The sequence below is a fragment of the Streptomyces sp. NPDC048496 genome (genome assembly GCF_043200055.1).
Classification (GTDB): domain Bacteria; phylum Actinomycetota; class Actinomycetes; order Streptomycetales; family Streptomycetaceae; genus Streptomyces.
In genome coordinates this window covers 1-24,624 of sequence record NZ_JBICXB010000062.1, presented here as the reverse complement: position 1 = coordinate 24,624, position 24,624 = coordinate 1, and the positions used below count along the sequence as shown (strand labels likewise).

The 24,624-nt window shown below is 67.1% G+C and carries 16 protein-coding genes and 1 tRNA gene; 10 read left to right on the top strand and 7 right to left on the bottom strand.

Going from position 1 to position 24,624, the window contains the following annotated elements; translation table 11 throughout:
* Positions 1–140 precede the first annotated feature (140 nt).
* Entirely contained in the window at positions 141–2,852 is a 2,712-nt protein-coding gene (polA, locus tag ACGFSA_RS31540; protein WP_393309454.1) for a DNA polymerase I, read from the bottom strand.
* 158 nt (positions 2,853–3,010) lie between these two features.
* Between polA and ACGFSA_RS31535 the strand changes: the two genes are divergently transcribed.
* From ACGFSA_RS31535 to ACGFSA_RS31505, 7 genes are all read left to right on the top strand, one after another.
* Positions 3,011–5,287 carry an FdhF/YdeP family oxidoreductase gene (locus tag ACGFSA_RS31535; protein WP_393309453.1) on the top strand — a complete coding sequence of 759 codons (2,277 nt, stop codon included), beginning with the start codon at positions 3,011–3,013 and terminating at the stop codon, positions 5,285–5,287.
* Between the two features lie 132 nt (positions 5,288–5,419).
* Positions 5,420–5,890 carry a PaaI family thioesterase gene (locus ACGFSA_RS31530; RefSeq protein ID WP_393309452.1) on the top strand — a complete coding sequence of 157 codons (471 nt, stop codon included), beginning with the start codon at positions 5,420–5,422 and terminating at the stop codon, positions 5,888–5,890.
* Positions 5,891–6,526: 636 nt separating this feature from the next.
* Positions 6,527–7,741 (top strand): branched-chain amino acid ABC transporter substrate-binding protein, encoded by a 1,215-nt coding sequence (locus ACGFSA_RS31525; RefSeq protein ID WP_393309456.1) that lies wholly within the window; start codon positions 6,527–6,529, stop codon positions 7,739–7,741.
* Between the two features lie 105 nt (positions 7,742–7,846).
* The gene (locus ACGFSA_RS31520; RefSeq protein ID WP_393309451.1) at positions 7,847–8,776 is read left to right on the top strand and encodes a branched-chain amino acid ABC transporter permease; all 930 of its coding nucleotides are present in this window, start codon (positions 7,847–7,849) and stop codon (positions 8,774–8,776) included.
* A gap of 5 nt (positions 8,777–8,781) precedes the next feature.
* A complete protein-coding gene (locus tag ACGFSA_RS31515) occupies positions 8,782–10,581 on the top strand; it encodes a branched-chain amino acid ABC transporter permease (protein ID WP_393309450.1) in 1,800 nt (599 codons plus the stop codon).
* 5 nt (positions 10,582–10,586) lie between these two features.
* Entirely contained in the window at positions 10,587–11,534 is a 948-nt protein-coding gene (locus ACGFSA_RS31510) for an ABC transporter ATP-binding protein (protein WP_393309455.1), read from the top strand.
* Positions 11,531–12,247 (top strand): ABC transporter ATP-binding protein, encoded by a 717-nt coding sequence (locus ACGFSA_RS31505; protein WP_266986825.1) that lies wholly within the window; start codon positions 11,531–11,533, stop codon positions 12,245–12,247. The genes ACGFSA_RS31510 and ACGFSA_RS31505 overlap by 4 nt, the downstream gene beginning before the upstream one ends.
* Positions 12,248–12,324: 77 nt before the next feature.
* Here ACGFSA_RS31505 and ACGFSA_RS31500 read toward each other — a convergent pair whose 3' ends face one another.
* Positions 12,325–12,984 (bottom strand): response regulator, encoded by a 660-nt coding sequence (locus ACGFSA_RS31500; protein WP_359108752.1) that lies wholly within the window; start codon positions 12,982–12,984, stop codon positions 12,325–12,327.
* Positions 12,985–13,082: 98 nt separating this feature from the next.
* Between ACGFSA_RS31500 and ACGFSA_RS31495 the strand changes: the two genes are divergently transcribed.
* A tRNA-Leu gene (locus ACGFSA_RS31495) sits at positions 13,083–13,157 on the top strand.
* Between the two features lie 109 nt (positions 13,158–13,266).
* Entirely contained in the window at positions 13,267–14,043 is a 777-nt protein-coding gene (locus ACGFSA_RS31490) for a transcriptional regulator (RefSeq protein WP_393309449.1), read from the top strand.
* Positions 14,044–14,051: 8 nt separating this feature from the next.
* Here the strand turns inward: ACGFSA_RS31490 and pyk are convergent, their stop codons facing one another.
* Both pyk and ACGFSA_RS31480 read right to left on the bottom strand, forming a co-directional pair.
* Positions 14,052–15,485 (bottom strand): pyruvate kinase, encoded by a 1,434-nt coding sequence (gene pyk / locus ACGFSA_RS31485; protein ID WP_393309448.1) that lies wholly within the window; start codon positions 15,483–15,485, stop codon positions 14,052–14,054.
* Between the two features lie 125 nt (positions 15,486–15,610).
* On the bottom strand, positions 15,611–16,315 hold the full coding sequence (locus ACGFSA_RS31480; protein WP_393309447.1) for an SIMPL domain-containing protein: 705 nt from the start codon (positions 16,313–16,315) through the stop codon (positions 15,611–15,613).
* Between the two features lie 134 nt (positions 16,316–16,449).
* Between ACGFSA_RS31480 and ACGFSA_RS31475 the strand changes: the two genes are divergently transcribed.
* Positions 16,450–18,249 carry a bifunctional metallophosphatase/5'-nucleotidase gene (locus ACGFSA_RS31475; RefSeq protein ID WP_393309446.1) on the top strand — a complete coding sequence of 600 codons (1,800 nt, stop codon included), beginning with the start codon at positions 16,450–16,452 and terminating at the stop codon, positions 18,247–18,249.
* 85 nt (positions 18,250–18,334) lie between these two features.
* Here the strand turns inward: ACGFSA_RS31475 and ACGFSA_RS31470 are convergent, their stop codons facing one another.
* From ACGFSA_RS31470 to pepN, 3 genes are all read right to left on the bottom strand, one after another.
* Positions 18,335–19,744, bottom strand: a complete 1,410-nt coding sequence (locus tag ACGFSA_RS31470) for a lysine N(6)-hydroxylase/L-ornithine N(5)-oxygenase family protein (protein WP_393309445.1) — start codon at positions 19,742–19,744, stop codon at positions 18,335–18,337.
* Positions 19,741–21,138: a pyridoxal phosphate-dependent decarboxylase family protein gene (locus ACGFSA_RS31465; protein WP_393309444.1), complete on the bottom strand. Its 1,398-nt coding sequence runs from the start codon at positions 21,136–21,138 to the stop codon at positions 19,741–19,743. The genes ACGFSA_RS31470 and ACGFSA_RS31465 overlap by 4 nt, the downstream gene beginning before the upstream one ends.
* A gap of 233 nt (positions 21,139–21,371) precedes the next feature.
* Positions 21,372–23,876 (bottom strand): aminopeptidase N, encoded by a 2,505-nt coding sequence (gene pepN, locus ACGFSA_RS31460; protein WP_393309443.1) that lies wholly within the window; start codon positions 23,874–23,876, stop codon positions 21,372–21,374.
* Between the last annotated feature and the right edge of the window lie 748 nt (positions 23,877–24,624).

Below are 24,624 nucleotides of genomic sequence, written 5' to 3'. Positions count from 1 at the left end.
GTCCTTGTAGCGGAGCTACCAGGGCTTTTGGCCAACGCGGCGAGCGGGCGTGCTGGACGACGCGACGGGGCAAAGCTTGCCGGTCACGGCACTAGCCCGCCCGGCGACTGAGCACGACTGCCGGGACCGCCCCGCTCACGTCAGTGCGCGGCGGACTCCCAGTCCGCACCCACACCGACCGACACATCCAGCGGGGCACGCAACCGCACCGCCGTCGACATCTCGTGGCGCACGATCTCCTCCACCTGCTTCCGCTCGCCCTTGGCGATCTCCAGCACGATTTCGTCGTGGACCTGGAGCAGCATCCGGGACTTCAACTGCGCCTCGGTGAGCGCCCGGTCGACCTGGAGCATAGCGACCTTGACGATGTCCGCCGCCGTGCCCTGGATCGGTGCGTTCAGCGCCATCCGCTCAGCCGTCTCGCGGCGCTGCCGGTTGTCGCTGTTCAGGTCCGGGAGGTAACGGCGACGGCCGAAGACCGTCTCCGTGTAGCCGGTGGCCCGGGCCTCCTCCACCACCCGGTGCAGATAGTCACGGACCCCGCCGAACCGCTCGAAGTACGTGTCCATCAGTCCGCGCGCCTCGCCCGCCTCGATGTTCAGCTGCTGCGACAGACCGAACGCGGAGAGCCCGTACGCGAGCCCGTAACTCATCGCCTTGATCTTGCGGCGCATCTCCGCGTCGACAGCGGACTTGTCGACACCGAAGACCTGCGAGGCCACCGTGGTGTGCAGGTCCTCACCGGACGTGAACGCCTCGATCAGGCCCGCGTCCTGCGACAGGTGGGCCATCACCCGCAGTTCGATCTGGCTGTAGTCCGCCGTCATCAGCGTCTCGAACCCGTCGCCGACGACGAAACCGCGCCGGATCGCCCGGCCCTCGTCCGTGCGGACCGGAATGTTCTGCAGATTGGGGTCGGTCGACGACAGCCGGCCGGTCGCCGCCACCGTCTGGTTGAACGTCGTGTGGATACGGCCGTCCGCCGCGATCGTCTTGACCAGGCCCTCGACCGTCACCCGCAGCTTCGCCTGCTCGCGATGGCGCAGCATGATGATCGGCAGCTCGTGCTCCGTCTGCACCGCCAGCCACGCCAGCGCATCCGCGTCCGTCGTGTAACCCGTCTTCGTCTTCTTCGTCTTCGGCAGCCCCAGCTCACCGAAGAGAACCTCCTGAAGCTGCTTGGGCGACCCGAGGTTGAACTCACGGCCCACCGCGGCGTGTGCCTCCTTCACCGCCTGCTGCACCGCGCCGGCGAACTGCTGCTCCATGCCTTCCAGATGCTCCCGGTCCGCTGCGATGCCGTGCCGCTCCAGGCGGGCCAGCAGCGCGGACGTCGGCAGCTCCATGTCGTGCAGCAGCTCGGCGGCGCCGACCTCCTGCAGCCGCACGGTGAACGCCTCGCCCAGATCCAGGACCGCACGGGCCTGCGCCATCAGCGCCTCGGCCTCCGCCTGGTCGTCCGCACCGAACGCCAGCTGCCCGTCGGACGCCGCCGCGGGGGCCAGCTCCCGGCCCAGATACTCCACCGACAAGGCGTCCAGCGCGAAGGACCGCCGCCCGGGCTTGACCAGATACGCGGCCAGCGCCGTGTCCATCGTGACGCCGTCGACCTGCCAGCCGTGCTCCGGGAAGACCCGCATCGCACTCTTCGCGTTGTGCATGACCTTCGGCTGCCCGGCATCCGCGATCCAGGCGGCGAACGCCCGCTCGTCCGCCTCGTCGAGCCGCGCCGGGTCGAACCACGCCGCCGCCCCGTCCCCCGCGGCCAGCGCGATCTCCGTGACACTGCCGGTGCCCAGCGCCCACGTGTCCACCGAGGCGACACCCAGCGGCTGCCCGCCGTGCTCCGCCAGCCACGGCGCGAGCTCACCCGCACCCAGCACCGAACCGTCCAGCTCGATGCCCGCCGCCGGCGCCGGGGCCTCCGCCTCCGCAGCCCCCGGGTCCACGGCCAGCAGCCGCTCCCGCAGGCTCGGGTTACGGATCTCCAGCACATCCAGCACACCCGTGACCGCCGAGCGGTCGTACGGCGCACGCTCCAGGTCCTGCGGAGTCTTCGGCAGCTCCACATCCCGGACCATCTCGGTCAGCCGCCGGTTCAGCTTCACGGACTCCAGATGGTCCCGGAAATTCTGGCCGGCCTTCCCCTTGACCTCGTCGGCGTGCGCGACGAGGTCGTCGAACGAACCGAACTGGTTGATCCACTTCGCGGCCGTCTTCTCACCGACCCCCGGGATACCCGGCAGATTGTCCGACGGGTCCCCGCGCAGCGCCGCGAAGTCCGGGTACTGCTGCGGCGTCAGCCCGTACTTCTCCTCGACCTTCTCCGGAGTGAACCGCGTCAGCTCCGACACACCCTTCGTCGGGTACAGCACCGTGACGTTGTCCGTGATCAGCTGGAACGAATCCCGGTCACCGGTGACGATCAGCACCTCGAACCCGGCCGCCTCCGCCTGCGTCGCCAGCGTGGCGATCACATCGTCCGCCTCGAAACCGTCGACCGCGAAACGATCGGCATGCATCGCGTCCAGCAGCTCGCCGATCAGCTCGACCTGCCCCCTGAACTCGTCCGGCGTCTTCGAACGGGTCGCCTTGTACTCCGGGAACTCCTGCGACCGCCACGTCTTGCGCGAGACATCGAAAGCCACCGCGAAATGCGTGGGCGCCTCGTCACGCAGCGTGTTCGCCAGCATCGACGCGAAGCCGTACACCGCGTTCGTCGGCTGCCCCGCCCCCGTCGTGAAATTCTCCGCAGGCAGCGCAAAGAACGCCCGGTACGCCAGGGAGTGCCCGTCCATCAGGAGCAGGCGCGGTCGGTTGTCTGCCGTCTTCTTCGATGCCGTCTCAGCCACGCCCCCGATCCTGCCACGGACCACCGACAATCCCGACCGCACACCACTCGCCCGGCACCCGCCCCGCGCCGCGTGACACGATCGCCGGAGACGGAAGAACACGGAAACACACGAAGCGACACCGCGCAGGTTCGCAGCTGGCTCAAAGGGGAGCAGACATGGCCACCAAGCCGCCCACCGGTGACCCGGTCCAGGACGCACCACACGTCGAACCGGCCCAGCACGCCGCCGCCGGACTGCCCGCCGTCGCCCACAGCCTGCGCATCGCCCAACAGCAGATGGGCGTCCGCCGCACCGCCCAGACCCTCCTCAAGGTCAATCAGAAGAACGGCTTCGACTGCCCCGGCTGCGCCTGGCCCGAGGGCGACAAACGGCACACCGCCGAATTCTGCGAGAACGGCGCCAAGGCCGTCGCCGAAGAAGCCACCCTGCGCCGCGTCACCCCCGACTTCTTCGCCGCCCACCCCGTGGCCGACCTGGCCACCCGCAGCGGCTACTGGCTCGGCCAGCAGGGCCGCATCACCCAGCCGATGTACCTGCCCGAAGGCGCCGACCGGTACGAGGCAGTCACCTGGGAACACGCCTTCGAGATCATCGCCGGGGAACTGCGCGCCCTCGGCTCCCCCGACGAAGCGCTCTTCTACACCTCCGGCCGCACCAGCAACGAGGCCGCGTTCCTGCTCCAGCTGTTCGCCCGCGAATTCGGCACCAACAACCTGCCGGACTGCTCCAACATGTGCCACGAGTCCTCCGGCTCCGCCCTCACGGAGACCATCGGCATCGGCAAGGGCAGCGTCTCCCTCGAGGACCTCCACCAGGCCGACCTGATCATCGTCGCCGGACAGAACCCCGGCACCAACCACCCCCGGATGCTCTCCGCCCTGGAGAAGGCCAAATCCGCAGGCGCCAGGATCATCTCGGTGAACCCGCTGCCCGAAGCCGGCCTGGAACGGTTCAAGAACCCGCAGACACCCCAGGGCATGATCAAGGGCACCGCCCTCAACGACCTCTTCCTGCAGATCCGCATCGGAGGCGACCAGGCCCTCTTCCGGCTCCTCAACAAGATGATCCTGGAGACCGAAGGCGCCGTCGACGACACCTTCGTCACCGAACACACCCACGGGTACGAGGAATTCGCCGCCGCCGCCCGCACCGCCGACTGGGACGAGACCCTCACCGCCACCGGACTCGACCGCGCCACCATCGAGCAGGCCCTCACCATGATCCTCGCCTCGAAGCGCACCATCGTCTGCTGGGCCATGGGCCTCACCCAGCACAAACACTCCGTCCCCACCATCCGCGAAGTCGTCAACTTCCTCCTGCTCCGCGGCAACATCGGACGGCCCGGCGCCGGAGTCTGCCCCGTCCGCGGCCACTCCAACGTCCAGGGCGACCGCACCATGGGAATCTTCGAACGCCCCGCCCCCGCATTCCTCGACGCCCTCGACAAGGAATTCGGCATCACCTCACCACGCCACCACGGCTACGACGTCGTCCGCTCCATCCAGGCCCTCCGCGACGGCGACGCCAAGATCTTCTTCGCCATGGGCGGCAACTTCGTCGCGGCCACCCCCGACACCACCGTCACCGAGGCCGCCATGCGCCGCGCCCGCCTCACCGTCCACGTATCGACCAAGCTCAACCGCTCGCACGCCGTCACCGGCACCCGCGCCCTGATCCTGCCCACCCTCGGCCGCACCGACAAGGACGTCCAGGCAAGCGGCAAACAGTTCGTCACCGTCGAGGACTCCATGAGCATGGTCCACGCCTCCCGCGGCAACCTCACCCCCGCAAGCCCCCACCTGCTCTCCGAACCCGCCATCGTCGCCCGCCTCGCCCGCGCCGTCCTCGGCCCCAAATCCACCACCCCCTGGGAAGAGTTCGAGAAGGACTACGCAACGATCCGCGACCGCATCTCCCGCGTCGTCCCCGGCTTCGAGAACTACAACGCCCGCATCGCCCACCCCGGCGGATTCACCCTCCCGCACGCCCCGCGCGACTCCCGCCGCTTCCCCACCGCCACCGGCAGGGCCAACTTCACCGCGGCACCCGTCGAATACCCCGAACTCCCCGAAGGCAGACTGCTGTTGCAGACCCTGCGCTCCCACGACCAGTACAACACCACGATCTACGGCCTTGACGACCGCTACCGCGGCATCAAGGGCGGCCGCCGCATCGTCATGGTCAACCCCGACGACGCCCGCACCCTCGGCCTCACCGACGGCGCCTACACCGACCTCGTCAGCGAATGGAAGGACGGCGTCGAACGCCGCGCCCCCGGCTTCCGCATCGTCCACTACCCCACCGCCCGGGGCTGCGCCGCCGCCTACTACCCCGAGACCAATGTGCTGGTCCCGCTCGATTCCACCGCCGACACCAGCAACACCCCCGCGAGCAAGTCCGTCGTCGTCCGCTTCGAGAACATCAAGGAGTAGGACGTCCGGGACCAGAGCGTCCGGAGACAATCCGCACACCCAACCCACTAAGCGTTCGCTCAGTCGTCTGATAAGAACAATGCACACAGCAAGAGAACGACGAACCACCGCAGACGATCGGAGCCGGACCCCATGGGCGAGCACACCGCACCCAAGTTCCCCCAGGAGATCATCGACGAGTACGCCACCCTCGGCGTCGACCTGCCCGCACTCTTCTCCGCCGGACACCTCGGCGAACGCATGGGCATCCAGATCGTCGAAGCCTCCGCGGACCGCGTCGTCGGCACCATGCCCGTCGAAGGCAACACCCAGCCCTACGGGCTCCTGCACGGCGGCGCCTCCGCCGTCCTCGCCGAAACCCTCGGCTCCGTCGGCACCATGCTCCACGGCGGCGCCACCAAGATCGCCGTCGGCGTCGACCTGAACTGCACCCATCACCGAGGGGTACGGAGCGGACTCATCACCGGCACCGCCACCCCCGTACACCGCGGCCGCTCCACCGCCACCTACGAGATCGTCATCACCGACGAGCACGACAAGCGGGTCTGCACCGCCCGGCTGACCTGTCTGCTCCGCGACGCCCCCAAGACTGCCGCCGCCTGACCTACCGACACCAAAAGACACACCTCTGCCCGGCCGGATGGAAAATCCGGCCGGGCAGAGCCATATCCACCCACAACTAGCCACCCACACACGGCAGTTGAACAACTTCCACACACAACACCCTTGACCCCACAACCCATTGTGTGACCCACTCGACATCCCCACACGACCCACCGACACCACAGGGCGTGGACCACACACCCCCCGGCGTAACACTGCGTAACAAGCGCGCAAAACCGGAGCGCCACCGGGCAGCACAAAGAACCCGGCCCCGCAGACACCGGGCACCTCGTCGCGCCCTCACGCCCCCGACCACGCGACAGGACCAAGATCGCCTCAAGCCCCTTAGCAGAGCTGCGCGTTCTCAGAATGCGGCCACTTCGTCGTCCAGTAAAAAGCCGTACATGTCCCCACAGCCACCTCAAGCCTTCCTCAACGGCATAACAAGACAGTCACATCCTCCGCCGACCCATCCCCGACTCCGCCACCTACGCCTAGAGTCACGGCCAGTCACCGCGCCGCCGGGCGCGTCTGCAGCACGGCCCTGTACCAATCCAGTACGGCCCGGTGAACGACACGGCACCTCAAGCAGAGGAGGCCGCGCCAGGGAAAGGACCTTTCGTGCGACACCGTTCTTTGCTCATCCTCACCACAGTGCTCACCACAGGAGCACTGACGCTCACCGCCTGCGGGTCGCGCGACGACGGCAAGAAGAGCAGCAGCGGCGGCGACAACCAGACCGTCGTCATCGGCGTCGACGCGCCCCTGACCGGCGACCTCTCCGCCCTCGGCCTCGGCATCAAGAACTCCGCCGACCTCGCCGCCAAGATGGCGAACAAGGACAAGACCGTCCCCGGCATCACCTTCGAGGTCCAGCCGCTCGACGACCAGGCGCAGCCCTCCGTCGGCCAGCAGAACGCCACCAAGTTCATCGACAACAAGAAGGTCGTCGGCGTTGTCGGCCCCCTGAACTCCGGCGTCTCCCAGTCGATGCAGAAGCCGCTCAACGACGCCGGCCTCGTCCAGATCTCCCCCGCCAACACGGGCACCGAGCTGACCCAGGGCGACAACTGGAAGACCGGCGACAAGAAGCGCCCCTACAAGACCTACTTCCGCACCGCCACCACGGACCAGATCCAGGGCGCCTTCGCAGCGAAGTACCTCTTCAACAACGCGAAGATCAAGCAGGTCTACCTGATCGACGACCAGAAGCCCTACGGCGCCGGTCTCGCCGCCTCCTTCAAGGCGACGTTCACCGAGCTCGGCGGCAAGATCGCCGGCTCCGACCACGTCAACCCCGACGACCGCGACTTCAACGCCGTCGTCACCAAGGTCAAGAAGTCCGGCGCCAAGGCCGTCTACTACGGCGGTGAGTACCCCGCCGGCGCACCCCTGAGCCAGCAGCTCAAGGACAGCGTCCAGATCCCCCTCATGGGCGGCGACGGCATGTACAGCGCCGACTTCATCAAGCTCAACAAGAAGGCCCAGGGCGACATCGCCACCTCCGTCGGCAAGCCCGTCGAGGAGCTCGACTCCGCCAAGAAGTTCATCGCGGACTACCAGGCGGCCGGCTACAAGGACGCCTACGAGGCCTACGGCGGCGGCACCTACGACGCCACCTGGGCCATCATCGAGGCCGTCAAGGCCGTCGTCGCCGCCAACGACGGCAAGCTCCCCGCCGACGCCCGCGCCAAGGTCCTCGAGGCCGTCGGCAAGGTCAGCTTCGACGGCGTCACCGGCCCCGTCGCCTTCGACGAATTCGGCGACACCACCAACACCATGATGACCGCCTACCAGGTCGACGGCGGCAAGTGGGTCTCCAAGCTCAGCGAGGCCTACAAGAAGGACTGACCAAGCCCTCCCGGTCACACAGAACAAAGCAAACCAGACCGCGCGGGAGCGCTACCAGCGCTCCCGCGCGGTGCCATATCCGAACCACTCCACGGAGGCCCTGCGGTGAACGAACTGCCGCAACAGCTGGCCAATGGACTCATCCTCGGCGCGATGTACGGTCTCATCGCGATCGGCTACACGATGGTCTACGGAATCATCCAGCTCATCAACTTCGCCCACGGCGAGATCTTCATGATCGGAGGCTTCGGAGCTCTCACCGTGTACCTCTGGATGCCGGCCGGCTCCAACCTCCTCGCAATCGTCCCCCTCATGATCATCGGCGGCGTCATATGCTCCGTCGCCATCAGCGTCGCAGCCGAACGCTTCGCCTACCGGCCCCTGCGCACCGCCCCCAGACTCGCCCCGCTGATCACCGCGATCGGACTCTCCCTCGCACTCCAGCAGGCCATCTGGAAGTGGTACCCCGACGCCACGAAGGACCACCCCTTCCCCCAGTTCAAGGGCGACGCCTTCGACTTCCTCGGCGCCAACATCCAACGCGGTGACCTCTTCGTCCTCATCGCCGCACCCGTCTGCATGATCGCCCTCGGCCTCTTCGTCTCCAAGACCCGCTCCGGCCGCGGCATGCAGGCAACCTCGCAGGACCCCGACACCGCCAAGCTCATGGGCATCAACACCGACCGCATCATCGTCATGGCCTTCGCCATCGGCGCCGCGTTCGCAGCCGTCGCAGCCGTCGCCTACGGGCTCAAGAACGGCCAGATCGGCTTCCGCATGGGCTTCCTCATGGGCCTCAAGGCGTTCACCGCAGCCGTACTCGGCGGCATCGGCAACATCTACGGCGCCATGCTCGGCGGAGTCGTACTCGGCGTCGCCGAATCCCTCGCCACCGGCTACATGAGCGACGTCCCCGGCATGGACCTCTTCGGCGGCGGCGCCTGGAAGGACGTATGGGCCTTCGTCCTCCTCATCGTCGTCCTGCTGCTCCGCCCCCAGGGTCTGCTCGGCGAACGCGTCGCGGATCGGGCGTGATAAGGATGACCACCCACACCACACCGGCCCGGGACACGCTCATCCCACTGCCCACCCCCGTCGCCCGCGCCCTCACCGCCGCAGGCGCCGCCATCGCCCTCGCCGGCACCTTCCTCGCCTGGACCTGGACCACCGACTTCCCCGGCGACCTCACCGTCACCGGCTACCCCGGCGGCCTCCAGATCCTCACCCTCACCAGCGCCGCCCTCACCCTCCTCTTCGTACTCAGCGGATACGGCATCCGAGGACTCGGCTGGCTCACCCCCGGCGGCACCAACAGCCCCGTCCGACTCCTCGCCCTCGGCACCCTCGGCACCACCGGCTACACCATGGGAGCCATCGCCTACGAACTCGGCGGCGTCGTCAACCTCGAACCCGGCGCATGGGTCAGCGGCATCGGCGCACTCATCACCACCATCGCCGCACTCGCACTCCCCAGCGACGAACCACTCCCCCAGCACGAACCCCGGCCCGGCGCCTGGCAGCGCTTCCGCAACAGCCTCACCGCGCCCGCGGCACCCCGCGCCAAAGCACTCCCCGCCTGGGCCGAAATCCTCATCATCACCGCGGCCTTCGGCGCCATGCTGTACGTCTTCACCTACGGCATCGACATCCCCACCGACGAATCCGAACAGTTCATCGGCTTCCTCATCACCGCAGCCTTCGCGTTCACCGCAATCACCCGCGCCGGACTCATCTCCCGCATCACCGCGCTGACCACGAAGCACCGCAACGTCGCCCTCACCGCAGCCCTGGTCGCAGCACTCTGCTTCCCCTTCACCCAGGACACCGCGGAATACGCCCTCATCGGCGTCAACATCCTCATCTTCGCGACCGTCGCCCTCGGCCTCAACGTCGTCGTCGGCCTCGCCGGCCTCCTCGACCTCGGCTACGTCGCCTTCCTCGGCGTCGGCGCCTACGCCGCGGCCCTCGTCTCCGGCGCACCACTCTCCGCCATCGGCGTCCACTTCCCCTTCTGGGCCGCCGTCCTCACCGGAGCCGCAGTCTCACTCGTCTTCGGCGTCCTCATCGGCGCCCCGACCCTCCGACTGCGCGGCGACTACCTCGCCATCGTCACCCTCGGCTTCGGAGAGATCTTCCGCGTCACCGTCAACAACCTCAACGGCAACAGCGGACCCGACCTCACCAACGGCTCCCAAGGCATCCCCAGCATCCCGGACCTCAACCTCCTCGGGATCGACTTCGGACTCAGCCACGACATCGGCCCCTTCACCCTCAGCAGGCCCGCCAACTACTACCTGCTGATGCTCGTCGTCACCGCCGTCGTCGTCCTCGTCTTCCGCCGCTCCGGAGAATCCCGCATCGGCCGCGCCTGGGTCGCCATCCGCGAAGACGAAACCGCCGCCACCGCCATGGGCATCAACGCCTTCCGGCTCAAGCTGCTCGCCTTCGCCCTCGGCGCCACCCTCGCCGGCCTCGCCGGCACCGTCCAGGCACACGTCAACTACACCGTGACGCCCGAGCAGTACCAGTTCGCCGGCTCCGTCCCCCCCAACTCCGCCTTCCTCCTCGCCGCCGTCATCCTCGGCGGCATGGGAACCCTCAGCGGACCCTTCGTCGGCGCGGCACTGCTCTACCTCATCCCGGCCAAACTCCAGTTCATGAAGGACTACCAGCTGTTCCTCTTCGGCATCGCGCTCATCCTCCTGATGCGCTTCCGCCCCGAAGGTCTCGTCGCCGACCGCAGGAAACAGCTCGAGTTCCACGAGAACGACCCCATCGACGTACCGGAACCACGGCAGTCCGAAGAAACCGGCGCCGGCATCGCCAAGGCGGGGGCGTGACCACCATGACCACCACCACACAAACCGCCACCACCGTCCTCGACGCAAGCGGCGTGACCATGCGCTTCGGCGGCCTCACCGCCGTACGCAACGTCGACCTCACCGTCAACACAGGTGAAATCGTCGGCCTCATCGGACCCAACGGCGCCGGCAAAACCACCTTCTTCAACTGCCTCACCGGGCTCTACGTCCCCACCGAAGGCACAGTCAGCTACAAAGGCACCGTCCTGCCGCCCAAGCCCCACCTCGTCACCCAGGCAGGCATCGCCCGCACCTTCCAGAACATCCGGCTCTTCGCCAACATGACCGTCCTGGAAAACGTCCTCGTCGGACGCCACACCCGCACCAAGGAAGGCCTCTGGTCCGCCCTCCTGCGCCTCCCCGGCTTCACCAAGGCCGAGAACGCCAGCCGGGAACGCGCCATGGAACTCCTGGAATTCATCGGCCTCCAGGACAAGGCCGACCACCTCGCGCGCAACCTCCCCTACGGAGACCAGCGCAAGCTGGAAATCGCCCGCGCCCTCGCCAGCGACCCCGGACTCCTCCTCCTCGACGAGCCCACCGCCGGCATGAACCCCCAGGAAACCCGCGTCACCGAAGAACTCATCTTCGCCATCCGCGACCAAGGCATCGCCGTCCTCGTCATCGAGCACGACATGCGCTTCATCTTCAACCTCTGCGACCGCGTCGCCGTCCTCGTCCAGGGCGAGAAGCTCGTCGAAGGCACCTCCGACGTCGTCCAGAGCGACGAACGCGTCGTCGCCGCCTACCTCGGCACCCCCTTCGAAGGCGCCCCCGGCGCCGAAGAAGTCGCCGAAGTCGAAGCAGCGGAAGCCGAAGCACACGCCGAAGCCGCCACCGACGACGACACCAGCACCACCAGCACCACCAGCACCACCAGCACCACCAGCACCACCAGCACCACCCGCACCGAAGAGGAGGACACCCAATGACCGCACTGCTCCAGGTCGAAGACCTCCGCGTCGCCTACGGCAAGATCGAAGCCGTCAAAGGCATCTCCTTCACCGTCGAAGCCGGCCAGGTCGTCACCCTCATCGGCACCAACGGCGCAGGCAAAACCACCACCCTGCGCACCCTCTCCGGCCTCCTCAAGCCCATCGGCGGCCAGATCCTCTTCGAGGGCAAACCACTCACCAACATCCCCGCCCACAAGATCGTCTCCCTGGGCCTCGCCCACTCCCCCGAGGGACGCCACATCTTCCCCCGGCTGACGATCACCGAGAACCTCCTTCTCGGCGCCTACCTCCGCAACGACAAAGCAGGCATCGAGAAGGACGTCCAGCGCGCCTACGACCTCTTCCCCATCCTCGGAGAACGAAGGAAACAGGCCGCCGGAACCCTCTCGGGCGGCGAGCAGCAAATGCTCGCCATGGGCCGCGCCCTCATGTCCCAGCCCAAACTGCTCATGCTCGACGAACCCTCCATGGGCCTCTCCCCGATCATGATGCAGAAGATCATGCAGACCATCGTCGAGCTGAAGGCCCAGGGCACCACCATCCTGCTCGTCGAACAGAACGCCCAGGCCGCACTCTCACTCGCCGACCACGGCCACGTCATGGAGGTCGGCAAGATCGTCCTCTCCGGCACCGGCCAGAACCTCCTCCACGACGAATCCGTCCGCAAGGCGTACCTCGGCGAGGACTGACCGACACCGCTCCACACGGATGAGGCCCGCACCCCGATCGATCGGGGTGCGGGCCTCATCCGTACGTACGCAGACGGCTACTCGCCGTCCTTCGCCGCCCGCTTCTTCTCCTCGGCATCCTCGATCAACGCCTCGGCAAGCTGCTGCATCGACAGCCGACGATCCATCGACGTCTTCTGAATCCACCGGAACGCCGCCGGCTCCGACAGCCCGTAATCCGTCTGCAGAATGCTCTTCGCCCGGTCCACCAGCTTCCGCGTCTCCAGCCGCTGCGCGAGGTCCGCGACCTCGCTCTCCAGCGCCTTCAGCTCCGCGAACCGCGACACGGCCATCTCGATGGCCGGCACCACGTCGCTCTTGCTGAACGGCTTCACGAGGTACGCCATCGCCCCGGCGTCCCGGGCCCGCTCGACCAGGTCGCGCTGCGAGAACGCGGTGAGCATCAGGACGGGCGCGATGGACTCCTCGGAGATGCGCTCGGCGGCGGAGATGCCGTCGAGGATCGGCATCTTCACATCGAGGATGACGAGGTCGGGCCTGTGCTCACGGGCGAGCTCGACCGCCTTCTCGCCGTCACCGGCCTCGCCGACGACCGCGTAGCCCTCTTCCTCGAGCATCTCTTTGAGGTCGAGGCGGATGAGAGCCTCGTCCTCGGCGATGACGACGCGGGTCGTCAGCGGCGGGACGTGCGACTTGTCGTCGTCGGCGACGGGCTGGGGCGACTCGGGCGTGGTCACGGGGCTCCTCGTTCAAGACAGGGTGCTGCTGCCAAGAGCCTACCTAGCTGCGGTAAGGTGGATGCTCAGCGGGTCGAGGGAAACCTGCGATTTAGCGAGCCCCGGTAGTCCAATTGGTTAGAGACAATGGATTCAAAACCCATACAGTGTCGGTTCGAGTCCGACTCGGGGTACTTTTCCTTCGATTCCAAGGCCGCAAGGAAATGGTAAGGCTTCACTTGATCGTGTGATCGCCTCGCGAAATCCGCGGCCCGGCTTCACGGTCCGGCCAGACTCGGCCACGTGTACGACCTTGATACGCGCAAGCGTGCTCTGGCACTCATCGCCCAGGGTTTCAGCCAGAACTCCGTAAGCAAGCAGACCGGCATCTCACGCGCCGCCATCCGTTCGTGGCAGACACGAATAGAGCCCCTCGGCTGGAGCCGCGCTGCGGACTGTCCGCGGTGCGGCGACACGCCGAGCGATCCTGAAGACCCCGCCGTGTACGCCTACTTGCTGGGCCTCTATCTCGGGGACGGTTGTATCAGCTCCGCCAAAAGAGGTGTGTACTTCCTCCGTATCGCCTGCGCCGATGCCTGGCCCGGCCTCATCGACGCCTGTGCCGAGGCCATGCAGATCGTGCGTCCTGGAAACAAGGTGTTCCGGGTTCAGCGTCAGGGCTGCCAGTACGTGACGTGCCACAGCAAGCACTGGCCCTGCCTCTTCCCTCAGCACGGACCAGGCAGGAAGCACGACCGCAAGATCGCTCTCGAACCCTGGCAACAGAGGATCGTGGAGGCCCACCCATGGGAATTCATCCGCGGCCTCATCCACTCCGATGGATGCCGGATCATCAACTGGACCACTCGCCTCATCGGTGGTGAACGGAGGCGCTACGAGTACCCCCGGTACTTCTTCACCAACAAGTCGGACGACATCCGCAAGCTGTTCAGCGATACGCTCACCGCTGTCGGGGTCGAGTGGACGACCCTCGCACGAGGCGGCAGCCCGCTCAACATCTCCGCCGCCCGACGGGCGTCCGTCGCTCTCATGGACGCTCACGTCGGGCCGAAGCACTGACGACCGAACTACTTGGGGCTGTCGTCCTCGCCGATGTGGTGCACGCGCACCAGGTTCGTCGATCCGGGGACACCCGGCGGGGAGCCGGCCGTGATGACCACGATGTCGCCCTTCTCGCAGCGGCCGATCCGCAGGAGCTCCTCGTCGACCTGGGCGACCATCGCGTCCGTGGAGTCGACGCGCGGGCCGAGGAAGGTCTCGACGCCCCAGGTGAGGTTCAGCTGGGAGCGGGTGGCCGGGTCCGGGGTGAAGGCCAGGAGCGGGATGGGTGAGCGGTAGCGGGAGAGGCGCTTGACCGTGTCGCCGCTCTGGGTGAAGGCGACGAGGAACTTCGCGCCGAGGAAGTCGCCCATCTCGGCGGCTGCGCGGGCGACCGCGCCGCCCTGGGTGCGGGGCTTGTTGCGGTCGGTGAGCGGAGGCAGGCCCTTGGCGAGGATGTCTTCCTCGGCTGCTTCGACGATGCGGGACATCGTGCGGACCGTTTCAATGGGGTATTTGCCGACGCTGGTCTCGCCGGAGAGCATCACCGCGTCGGTGCCGTCGATGACGGCGTTGGCGACGTCGGACGCTTCGGCTCGGGTGGGGCGGGAGTTGTCGATCATCGAGTCGAGCATCTGGGTGGCGACGATGACCGGTTTGGCGTTGCGCTTGGCGAGTTTGATGGTGCGCTTCTGGACGATGGGGACTTGTTCGAGGGGCATTTCGACGCCGAGGTCGCCGCGGGCGACCATGATGCCGTCGAATGCGGCGACGATGTCGTCGATGTTCTCGACGGCCTGGGGTTTTTCGACTTTGGCGATGACGGGGAGGCGGCGGCCTTCTTCGTCCATGATGCGGTGGACGTCGTCGATGTCGCGTCCGCTGCGTACGAAGGAGAGGGCGATGACGTCGGCGCCGGTGCGCAGGGCCCAGCGGAGGTCTTCGATGTCCTTGTCGGAGAGTGCGGGGACGGAGACGGCGACGCCGGGGAGGTTGAGGCCTTTGTTGTCGGAGACCATGCCTCCTTCGATGACGGTGGTGTGGACGCGGGGGCCGTCGACATCGGTGACTTCGAGGGTGACGCGGCCGTCGTCGACGAGGATGCGCTCGCCGGTGGTGACGTCGGTGTGGAGGCCTTCGTAGGTGGTGCCGCAGGCGTCGCGGTCGCCTTCGATGGGTTCGACGGTGATGGTGAAGGTGTCGCCGCGTTCAAGGAGTACGGGGCCTTCGCGGAAGCGGCCGAGGCGGATCTTCGGACCTTGAAGGTCGGCGAGGATGCCAACGCTGCGTCCGGTTTCGTCGGAGGCTTTGCGGACGTGGCGGTAGCGCTGTTCGTGTTCGACGTAGGAGCCGTGGCTGAGGTTGAAGCGGGCGACGTCCATTCCGGCTTCGACGAGTGCCTTGATCTGCTCGTATGTATCGGTGGCTGGGCCCAGGGTGCAGACGATTTTTGCTCGGCGCATGGTTTGAGCCTAGACCTTACCTGCGGGTAGCGATTTGGGCCTGCGTGTCGTCTCAACAACCTTTGGGTGAAGGGTTATTGACAAGTGTTGAATTGTGCGGCGGGGCGCTCTGATGAGCATTGTTTTCAGAGTTTTGGGGGTTCCATGGTGAAGCGGGCGTTCACCTGGGCGTAGACGGTCTGCCGCTGGGGTTCGAGGTCGAGGGCGGGGGGTGTTTCGGGTTCCGCTCCGCCGTATGCGGCGCGGCCGCGGAAGCTGCCGGGTGCGGCGGGCATGGGTGGGAGGGGGGCGGTGTTCTCGGCGCCGAGGTCGGCGATTTCGAGGAGGGCGGTGAGGTGGGTACCGAGGGCGCCGGCGTATTCGCGGGCGCGTTTGAGGGCTTCTTGTACGGCTTGACGGCGGGCCTCGGCGTGGGCGGGTGAGTCGGGGCGGAGGTTCCACCAGGGGCCGTTGATGTGGGTCATGTCGAGGTCGGCGATGCGGGTGGTGAGTTCGCCGAGTGCGGTGAAGTCGCCCAGCACGGCGGTGATGTGGACGCGGCCGTGGTAGGCGCGGATTTTTTCGTCGCGTCCGCGTGCGGCGAGTTCGGGGGTGATGGAGAAGGCGCCGGTTTCGAGTTTTTCGACGGCGTGTCCGTAGGTGCGTGCGAGTTCGAGGACGTGGGTGTTGCGTCGGGTGAGGTCTTCGAGGGCTTTTTGGCGGTCTTTGCCCCGGACGGCGACGGTGATGGTGATGTGGGCGGTTTCGGGGTCGACTTCGAGGCGGGCTTCGCCGCGGACGGCGACGCGGGGGTGGTCGGGGGTGCCGTAGGGGGCTGGTGTGTTGGCCATGGGGCCACTGTCGCATCGGGGTGTGACCCGTGTGGTCATCAGATAGAAACCTGCAAGGGGTGTTGCGTGGCGCGGCGGGTGGGTCATTATCTACGCGCGTTGTGTACTGCGAGATCTGATCTATGGGAGACGAAATGCCGCTGAACCGTAGGACATTCCTGGGCACATCGGCCGCGGCCGGGGCCGGTGTGGCACTGGCTGGGGGTGTGGCTGTGCCTGCCGAGGCCGACGGTCGTGGTCCTGGGCGTCCGCCGAAGCGGTATGCGTTCACGGTGATGGGTACGACCGATTTGCATGGGAATGTCTTCAACTGGGACTACTTCACGGACAAGGAGTTCGACGACAAGGCGCACAACGATGTGGGTCTGGCGAAGATCTCGACGCTGGTGGAGCAGGTCCGTGCGGAGAAGGGCCGTCACAACACCCTGATGATCGATGCGGGCGACACGATCCAGGGCACGCAGCTGTCGTACTACTACGCGAAGGTCGATCCGATCACGGCGAAGCGTGGTCCGGTGCATCCGATGGCGCAGGCGATGAACGCGATCGGGTATGACGCGGCGGCGCTGGGCAACCATGAGTTCAACTACGGCATTCCGGTGCTGCGGAAGTTCGAGGAGCAGTGTGATTTTCCGCTGCTGGGTGCGAACGCGCTGGATGCGAAGACGTTGACGCCGGCGTTCGCTCCGTATGTGATCAAGCGGATGCGTACGCCGCACGGTCCGGATGTGAAGGTGGCGATTCTGGGTCTGACGAACCCGGGGATCGCGATCTGGGACAAGGCGAATGTCAGCGGCAAGATGGTGTTCCCGGGGTTGGAGGAGCAGGCGGCGAAGTTCGTGCCGCGGCTTCGGTCCATGGGGGCGGATGTCGTGATCGTGTCGGCGCACTCGGGGACCAGTGGGACGTCGTCGTACGGTGACCAGGTTCCGTACGTGGAGAACGCGGCGGCGCTGGTGGCTGAGCAGGTGCCGGGTATCGATGCGATTCTGGTCGGTCATGCTCACCTGGAGATCCCCGAGTACTTCGTGGAGAACAAGGAGACGGGCAAGAAGGTGGTGCTCTCCGAGCCGTTGAAGTGGGGGCAGCGGTTGACGCTGTTCGACTTCGATCTGGTGTGGGAGAAGGGTCGCTGGGTGGTGGAGCGTGCGGGTTCGCGGGTGCTGAACTCGAACACGGTGGCGGAGGATCCGAAGATCACGGGGTTGTTGGCGGATGAGCACAAGAAGGTTGTGGCGTACGTCAATCAGGTGATCGGGACGTCGACGGCGGCGATGACGACGGCGGAGGCGGCCTGGAAGGACGAGCCGATCATTGATCTGATCAATGTGGTTCAGGCGGAGACGGTGAAGGCGGCTCTGGCGGGTGGCGCGTATGCGTCGCTGCCTGTGCTGTCGCAGGCGTCGTGTTTCTCCCGTACGGCGCAGATTCCGGCGGGGAATGTGACGATCAAGGATGCGGCGGGTCTGTATCCGTTCGAGAACACGCTTGAGGCACGGTTGCTGACGGGTGCGCAGATCAAGGATTATCTGGAGTTCTCGGCGCGGTACTACGTGCAGACGGCCGCGGGTGCTCCGGTGGATACGGCGAAGTTGACGAATGCGGGCAATACGCCGGACTACAACTATGACGCGGTGTCGGGTCTGACGTATGAGATCGACATTGCGAAGCCGAATGGTTCGCGGATTGTGAATCTGTCGTTCGAAGGCAAGGCGATCGATCCGGCGGCGGAGTTCGTGCTGGCGGTGAACAATTATCGGGCGAGCGGTGGGGGTAACTTCCCGCATGTGCCGGGTGCGAAGCAGCTGTGGGCGAATTCGGAGGAGATCCGGAACACGATCATTGGCTGGGTGCAGGCGAAGGGTTCGGTGGATGTTGCGCAGTTTGCTTCGGTGGACTGGCGGCTGACGCGGGATGGTGTGCCGGTGTTCTAGTGCCTCTCCCGGCACTGGTGGCTGGGTGGGTGTGGCGGCCGTCTCCTCTTTGAGGGGGCGGCCGCCTTTTGTTGTGGGTGGGGGGTCAGTTGCCTTGGGCGAGGGGGATGAGGGTGGGGTGCTGGTGGGGGATGTGGGGGGTGTTCTGGGGGGTGAGGCCGAAGGTGGTGAAGGCGGTGCGTTGTGGGAGGGGGTAGGCGTTGGTCCCGGTGAGGTTGTTGAGGATGGTGGCGCTGCGCCAGGCGGCGAGTCCGAGGTCGGGGGCGCCGACGCCGTGGGTGTGGCGTTCGGCGTTCTGTACGTAGATGTTGCCGGTGACGGTGGGGTCGAGTTCGAGGCGGAACTGGTCGTCGATGCGGGGTCGTCCGGCGGCGTCGCGGCGGATGTGGGGGGTGAGGCCGGTGAGGAGGCGGTCGAGGGGTCGTTCGCGGTAGCCGGTGGCGAGGATGACGGCGTCGGTGGTGAGGCGGGTGCGGGTGTTCTGTTGGGTGTGTTCGAGGTGGAGTTCGACGCGGGTGTTGGCGAGGCGGCCTGCGGTGCGTACGTGGACGCCGGGGGTGAGGGTGGTGTCGGGCCAGCCGCCGTGGAGGGTGCGTCGGTAGAGCTCGTCGTGGATAGCGGCGATGGTGTCGGCGTCGATGCCTTTGTGGAGTTGCCATTGGTGGGGGACGAGTTCGTCGCGTACGGATTCGGGGAGTGCGTGGAAGTAGCGGCTGTAGTCGGGGGTGAAGTGTTCGAGGCCGAGTTTTGAGTACTCCATGGGGGCGAAGGCGCCGGTGCGGGCGAGCCAGTGGAGTTTTTCGTGTCCGGCGGGGCGGGCGCGGAGGAGATCGAGGAAGATTTCGGCGCCTGATTGACCGGAGCCGATGACGGTGATGTGTTCGGACTGGAGGAGTTGTTCGCGGTGGTGGAGGTAGTCGGCGGAGTGGATGACGGGGACGGATTCGGCTTCGGCGAGGGGTTTGAGGGGGTCGGGGATGAAGGGTTCGGTGCCGATGCCGAGGGCGATGTGGCGGGTGTAGGTGCGGCCGAGGGCTTCGACTTCGCCGTGGGTGTCGAGTTGGGTGAAGTCGACTTCGTAGAGGGTGCGTTCGGGGTTCCAGCGGATGGCGTCGACTTGGTGGCTGAAGTGGAGTCCGGGGAGTTGGTCGGTGACCCAGCGGCAGTAGGCGTCGTATTCGGCGCGTTGGATGTGGAAGCGCTCGGCGAAGTAGAAGGGGAAGAGGCGGTCACGGCTGCGTAGGTAGTTGAGGAAGGTCCAGGGGCTTGTGGGGTCGGCGAGGGTGACGAGGTCGGCGAGGAAGGGGACTTGGAGGCTGGAGCCGTCGATGAGGAGTCCGGGGTGCCAGTGGAAGGCGGGGCGTTGTTCGTAGAAGGTCACGGCGAGTGGGTGGATGCCGTGGGCGAGGGCGGCGAGGGAAAGGTTGAAGGGGCCGATGCCGATGCCGACGAGGTCGTGTGGCTGGCCGGGGTCGGGGGTGGGTCGGTCGGTCATCGGGGTGGGTTGCCTTTCTGGACTGTGTGGGTGAGGTGGGTGATGAGGTCGAGGAGGGTTTGGAGGTCGTGGCGGGTGGTGTGGGGGTTGAGGAGGGTGGCTTTGAGCCAGAGGCGGTTGTCGGCGTGGGCGCGGCCCAGGACGGCTTGGCCGGTGGTGAGGAGGGTGCGGCGGACGGTGGCGACGGTGTGGTCGGTGGCGTTGGTGGGGCGGAAGAGGACGGTGGTGATGGTGGGTGGTTGGTAGAGGTCGAGGGTGGGGTTGTGGGTGATGAGGTCGGCGAGTTGGTGGGCGGTGTTAATGGTGTGGTCGATGAGGTCGGCGAGTCCGGTGCGGCCGAGGGCTTGGAGGGTGACGGCGATTTTGAGTGCGTCGGGTCGGCGGGTGGTGCGCAGTGAGCGGCCGAGGAGGTCGGGGAGGCCGGCTTGGGTGTCGTCGTGGGCGTTGAGGTAGGGGGCGTGGTGGTGGAGGGGGTGGAGGTGGTGGTGGTCGGGGACGGCGAGGATGCCGGCTGATGCGGGTTGCCAGCCGAGTTTGTGGAGGTCGAGGGTGACGCTGTGGGCGCGGTCGAGGCCGTGGATTTTGGTGCGGTGGGTGGGGCTGAAGAGGAGTGGTCCGCCGTAGGCGGCGTCGATGTGGAGTTCGGCGCCGTGGGTGGTGCAGAGGTCGGCGATGTCGTCGAGGGGGTCGATCTGGCCGGTGTCGGTGGTGCCTGCGGTGGCGGTGACGAGGTGGGGGCCGGGGTGGTGGGTGAGGGCTTCTTCGAGTGCGGTGAGGTCCATGACGCCGGTGGGAGCGGGGATGGTGTGGGGTTCGGGGAGGCCGAGGAGCCAGGCGGCGCGGGTGATGCTGTGGTGGGCGTTGGCGCCGGTGAGGGTCTGTACGGGGCCGTGGCGTTCGCGGGCGAGGAGGAGGGCGAGTTGGTTGGCTTCGGTGCCGCCGGTGGTGATGAGGGCGTCGGGGTGGGGTTGGTGGGGGTAGATCTCGGCGGCGAGTGCGGTGGTGGTGTCGGTTTCGAGGGTTGAGGCTGCGGGTGCCTGGTCCCACGAGTCCATGGAGGGGTTGAGGGCGGAGGCGGCGAGGTCGGCGGCTGCGGCGAGGGCGAGGGGTGGGGTGTGGAGGTGGGCGGTGCAGTGGGGGTGTGCGGGGTCTGCGGCGCCTTGGGTGAGTGCGGTGATGAGGGTGCGGAGGGCGTGGTGGGGGCCGGTGCCGTGGTCGGGGATGAGGGGGTGGGTGGCTTGGTGTATGTGGTCGGTGACGGTTTGGGGTCCGCCGGCGGGGAGGGGGCCGTGGCGTTGTTGGGCTCCGTCGTGGAGTGCGGTGAGGACCGTGTCGAGGAGGGGGCGTAGGGCGGCGGGGCCGGTGGTGCCTCCGGCGAGGGGTGGGGTGGGCATGGTGGTGGGGTCCTTCGGGTGCGCGTGGGTGGAAGTGTCAGCTTGTCCGGGTTTCTGGTGGCGTGGGCGGTGAGCTCGGTGATCTGAACTCGAAAGGGGGACGGGTGGTGGCTGTGGGGGTGATGGCGGGGGGCAGTGGTGGTATGGGTGTGCCCGGCTTCCCCTCGGTGGTGAGGGTGGGCCGGGCACGGGTGGTGCGGTGTGTGGTTGTGGGGGTGGTGCGGGGTTGTGGGTCAGTGGGCGTTGCGTACGGCGAGGGCGCGGCGGAGGTCGTCGATCTGGTCGGCGAGCTTGCGGCGCAGGGCGGGGATGAGGGTGTTGCTGTCCAGTGCTTGTTCGCCGAGGTGGAGGTTGTCGGCGGTGATGGCGTAGATGGGGAAGGCGTGGCGGCCGGCGGCTTCGGCGATGGCGGGGCCTCGGCGGGTGGCGAGTCGGGTGACGTCGGGGTAGTAGCGGGGGATGTAGTCGCTGGTGAGGTCGGTTTGTTCGGCTTGCCAGAAGCCTTGTGCGGTGGCGGTGAAGAGGTAGTTGGAGAGGGTGTCGTCGTTGAACAGGGTGTCCCAGGCGGCGGCTTTGGCTTCGGGGGTGGGGAGGGCGGCGCGGCAGCGGGCGGCGCCTTCCTGTCCGGTGGCGCTGGGGTCGTTCTCGAGTTCGGTGGCGATGGTGGTTTCGTCGGTGGCGCCGAGGGTGGCGAGGCGGGTGAGGATGCGCCAGCGGAGTTCGGGGTCGAGTTCGGGTCCGCCGTGGACGGTGCCGTCGGTGAGCCAGGTCTGGATGGTGTCGGGTTGGGTGGCGGCGTCGATGAGGTGGCGTACGGCGGTGAGGCGGAGGCCGGGGTTGGTGCCGTCTTCTGTGCGGCGGATGAGGTCGCGGCAGAGGGCGGTGAGGGTGGCGAGGGCTGCGGGGCGGTTTTCGGGGGTGACGTAGCGTGCGGCGATCTGGGTGCCGGCGAAGGTCAGGACGCCTTGGAGGAGGGCGAGGTCGGTTTCGTACGGGAGGTGGGTGCGGGCGGTTTCGAGGTAGGTGGTGGGGTCGAGTTCGCCGTCGCGGACCATGTCGCGGGCGCTGTTCCAGATGACGGCTCGGGTGAGGGGGTCGGGGATGCCGGAGAGGCCGCGTACGACGGTGTTCCAGGAGGGTGTGTCGGGGCGGATCTTGGCGTAGGTGAGGTCGCCGTCGTTGAGGACGAGGAGGGCGGGGCGGCGGCCGGGGTGGGTGGTGGGGGTGCCGTCCTGGGGGATGTCGAGTTCGAAGCGGTCGCGGAGGACGAGCTGGTCGGGGCCCGGCTGGGTGTCGAGGGCGTGGTCGTAGGCGCCGACGGCGATGCGGTGGGGGCGGGTGCCGTGGTGGTCGACGGTGAGGGACCAGGTGGTGTCGGTTTCTTCGACGTGGGGGGTGAGGGTGTCGACGCCGGTGGTGCGGAGCCATTGGTCGGCCCAGGCGTGGACGTCGCGGTCGGTGGCGGAGGCGAGGTTGTCGATGAAGTCGGCGAGGGTGGCGTTGCCGAATTTGTGGCGGGCGAAGTGGGTGTTGATGCCGGCGAGGAAGTCCTTTTCGCCGAGCCAGGTGACGAGCTGGCGGAGGGCGGATGCGCCCTTGGCGTAGGAGATGCCGTCGAAGTTGAGCATCGCGGATGCGGTGTCGGGGACGGCCGCGGGGTCGGGGGCGACGGGGTGGGTGGTGGGACGCTGGTCGGCGTCGTATCCCCAGCCCTTGCGGGCGACGCCGAAGTCGACCCAGGTGTCGGTGAAGCGGGTGGCTTCGGCGAGGGTCTGGTAGCCCATGTATTCGGCGAATGACTCGTTGAGCCAGATGTCGTCCCACCAGGCGAGGGTGACGAGGTCGCCGAACCACATGTGGGCCATTTCGTGGGCGATGACCATGCCGCGGACTTGGCGTTCGGTGTCGGTGACGGCGGAGCGGTAGATGAATTCGTCGCGGAAGGTGACGAGTCCGGGGTTCTCCATGGCGCCGGCGTTGAATTCGGGGACGAATGCCTGGTCGTAGGAGTCGAAGGGGTAGGGCTCGTCGAATTTTTCGTGGAAGCGGTCGAAGCAGGCGCGGGTGATGTCGAGGATTTCGTCGGCGTCGGCGTCGAGGTGGGGGGCGAGGGAGCGGCGGCAGTGGATGCCGAAGGGCAGTCCGGCGTGCTGGGTGGTGATGGAGTGCCAGGGGCCGGCGGCGACGGCGACGAGGTAGGTGGAGATCAGTGGGGTGGGGGCGATGGTCCACCGGCCGTTGCCGGTGTGTTCGGCGATGCCGTTGCCGAGGACGGTCCAGTTTTCGGGGGCGGTGACGGTGAGGGCGAAGACGGACTTGAGGTCGGGCTGGTCGAATACGGCGAAGACGCGTTGGACGTCTTCCATGAAGAGCTGGGTGTAGAGGTAGGTTTCGCCGTCGGTGGGGTCGGTGAAGCGGTGCATGCCTTCGCCGGTGCGGGAGTAGCGCATGGCGGCGTCGATGCGGAGTTCGTGTGCGCCGGGGGTGAGTGCGGTGAGGGGGAACCGGTTGTCGGTGAGGTCGGCGGGGTCGAGGGGCTGTCCGTCGAGGGTGATGGAGCGCAGGGTGGCGGGCTTGAGTTCGACGAAGGTGTCTCCGGCCGCGAGTGCGGTGAATTGGATGACGGTGCGGGAGTCGAAGGTGTCTTCTCCCGTGGTCAGGTCGAGGTCGATCGTGTACTTGTCCACGTCGAGGAACTGGGCTCGGGTCTGCGCTTCATCGCGCGTCAGTACGGACATGGATCCACTCTGCCGCACGGGGTGGGGGGTGCACAGGTGGGTTCTCGCAGGGCTGATCGGGTGCGTGTGCGCGGGGAGCGTGCGCGGGGCGGGGTCGTGGGGCGGGGTCGTGGGGCGGTTCCACGAGGCGGGTTCGCGGGGGTCAGCGTTCTGGGGTGGTTTCCGCTGGGGTGGGGTCGGCGCGCCGATCTGTGAGCCCAGGTTGGTGAGGGCCGCGGAGAGGGCGAGGGCCCGCAGTTCCTTGTTCCCGAGGACATGCCGTACGCCCGCGGAAACCGGCGAACCTGCCCCACCTACTACGCGCCACACAAGTGAATAGTTCTACGGCAACGGTTAAGCGCTGCTACAGCAATGGGGATTTTCCATCCTGAAGTGGCTGGTCACGAGTCTGGTGTGGGCTGCAGGTGGCGTTCTCGTGCGGGTGGGGGTCTTGATCGTGCCGGGGTGATCGTCTGTCAGGTCCGCCCCTGGGTTCTTCCGGATTCGCCGACACCTTCGGTAGCCGTTCCCCTCTGGCCAAGGGCACCGAGCGCGCCTTTGACTTGCTGGAACACGGCAACGGTTATGTGAAGGGACAATGACGTGCGCGCACGGGGTATCAACTACGACACCGGGTTCCTCCCTGGGGAAGAACTCTCCCGCAAGAGCTTCACACCTGAGAGCCTGTCGGGTGGCCGGTTGATTACGCTGCGATGAGGTCCTCGATGGTCTTGGTTCGGGCGGTCTTGCGGTGGGATTCATGGCTCCA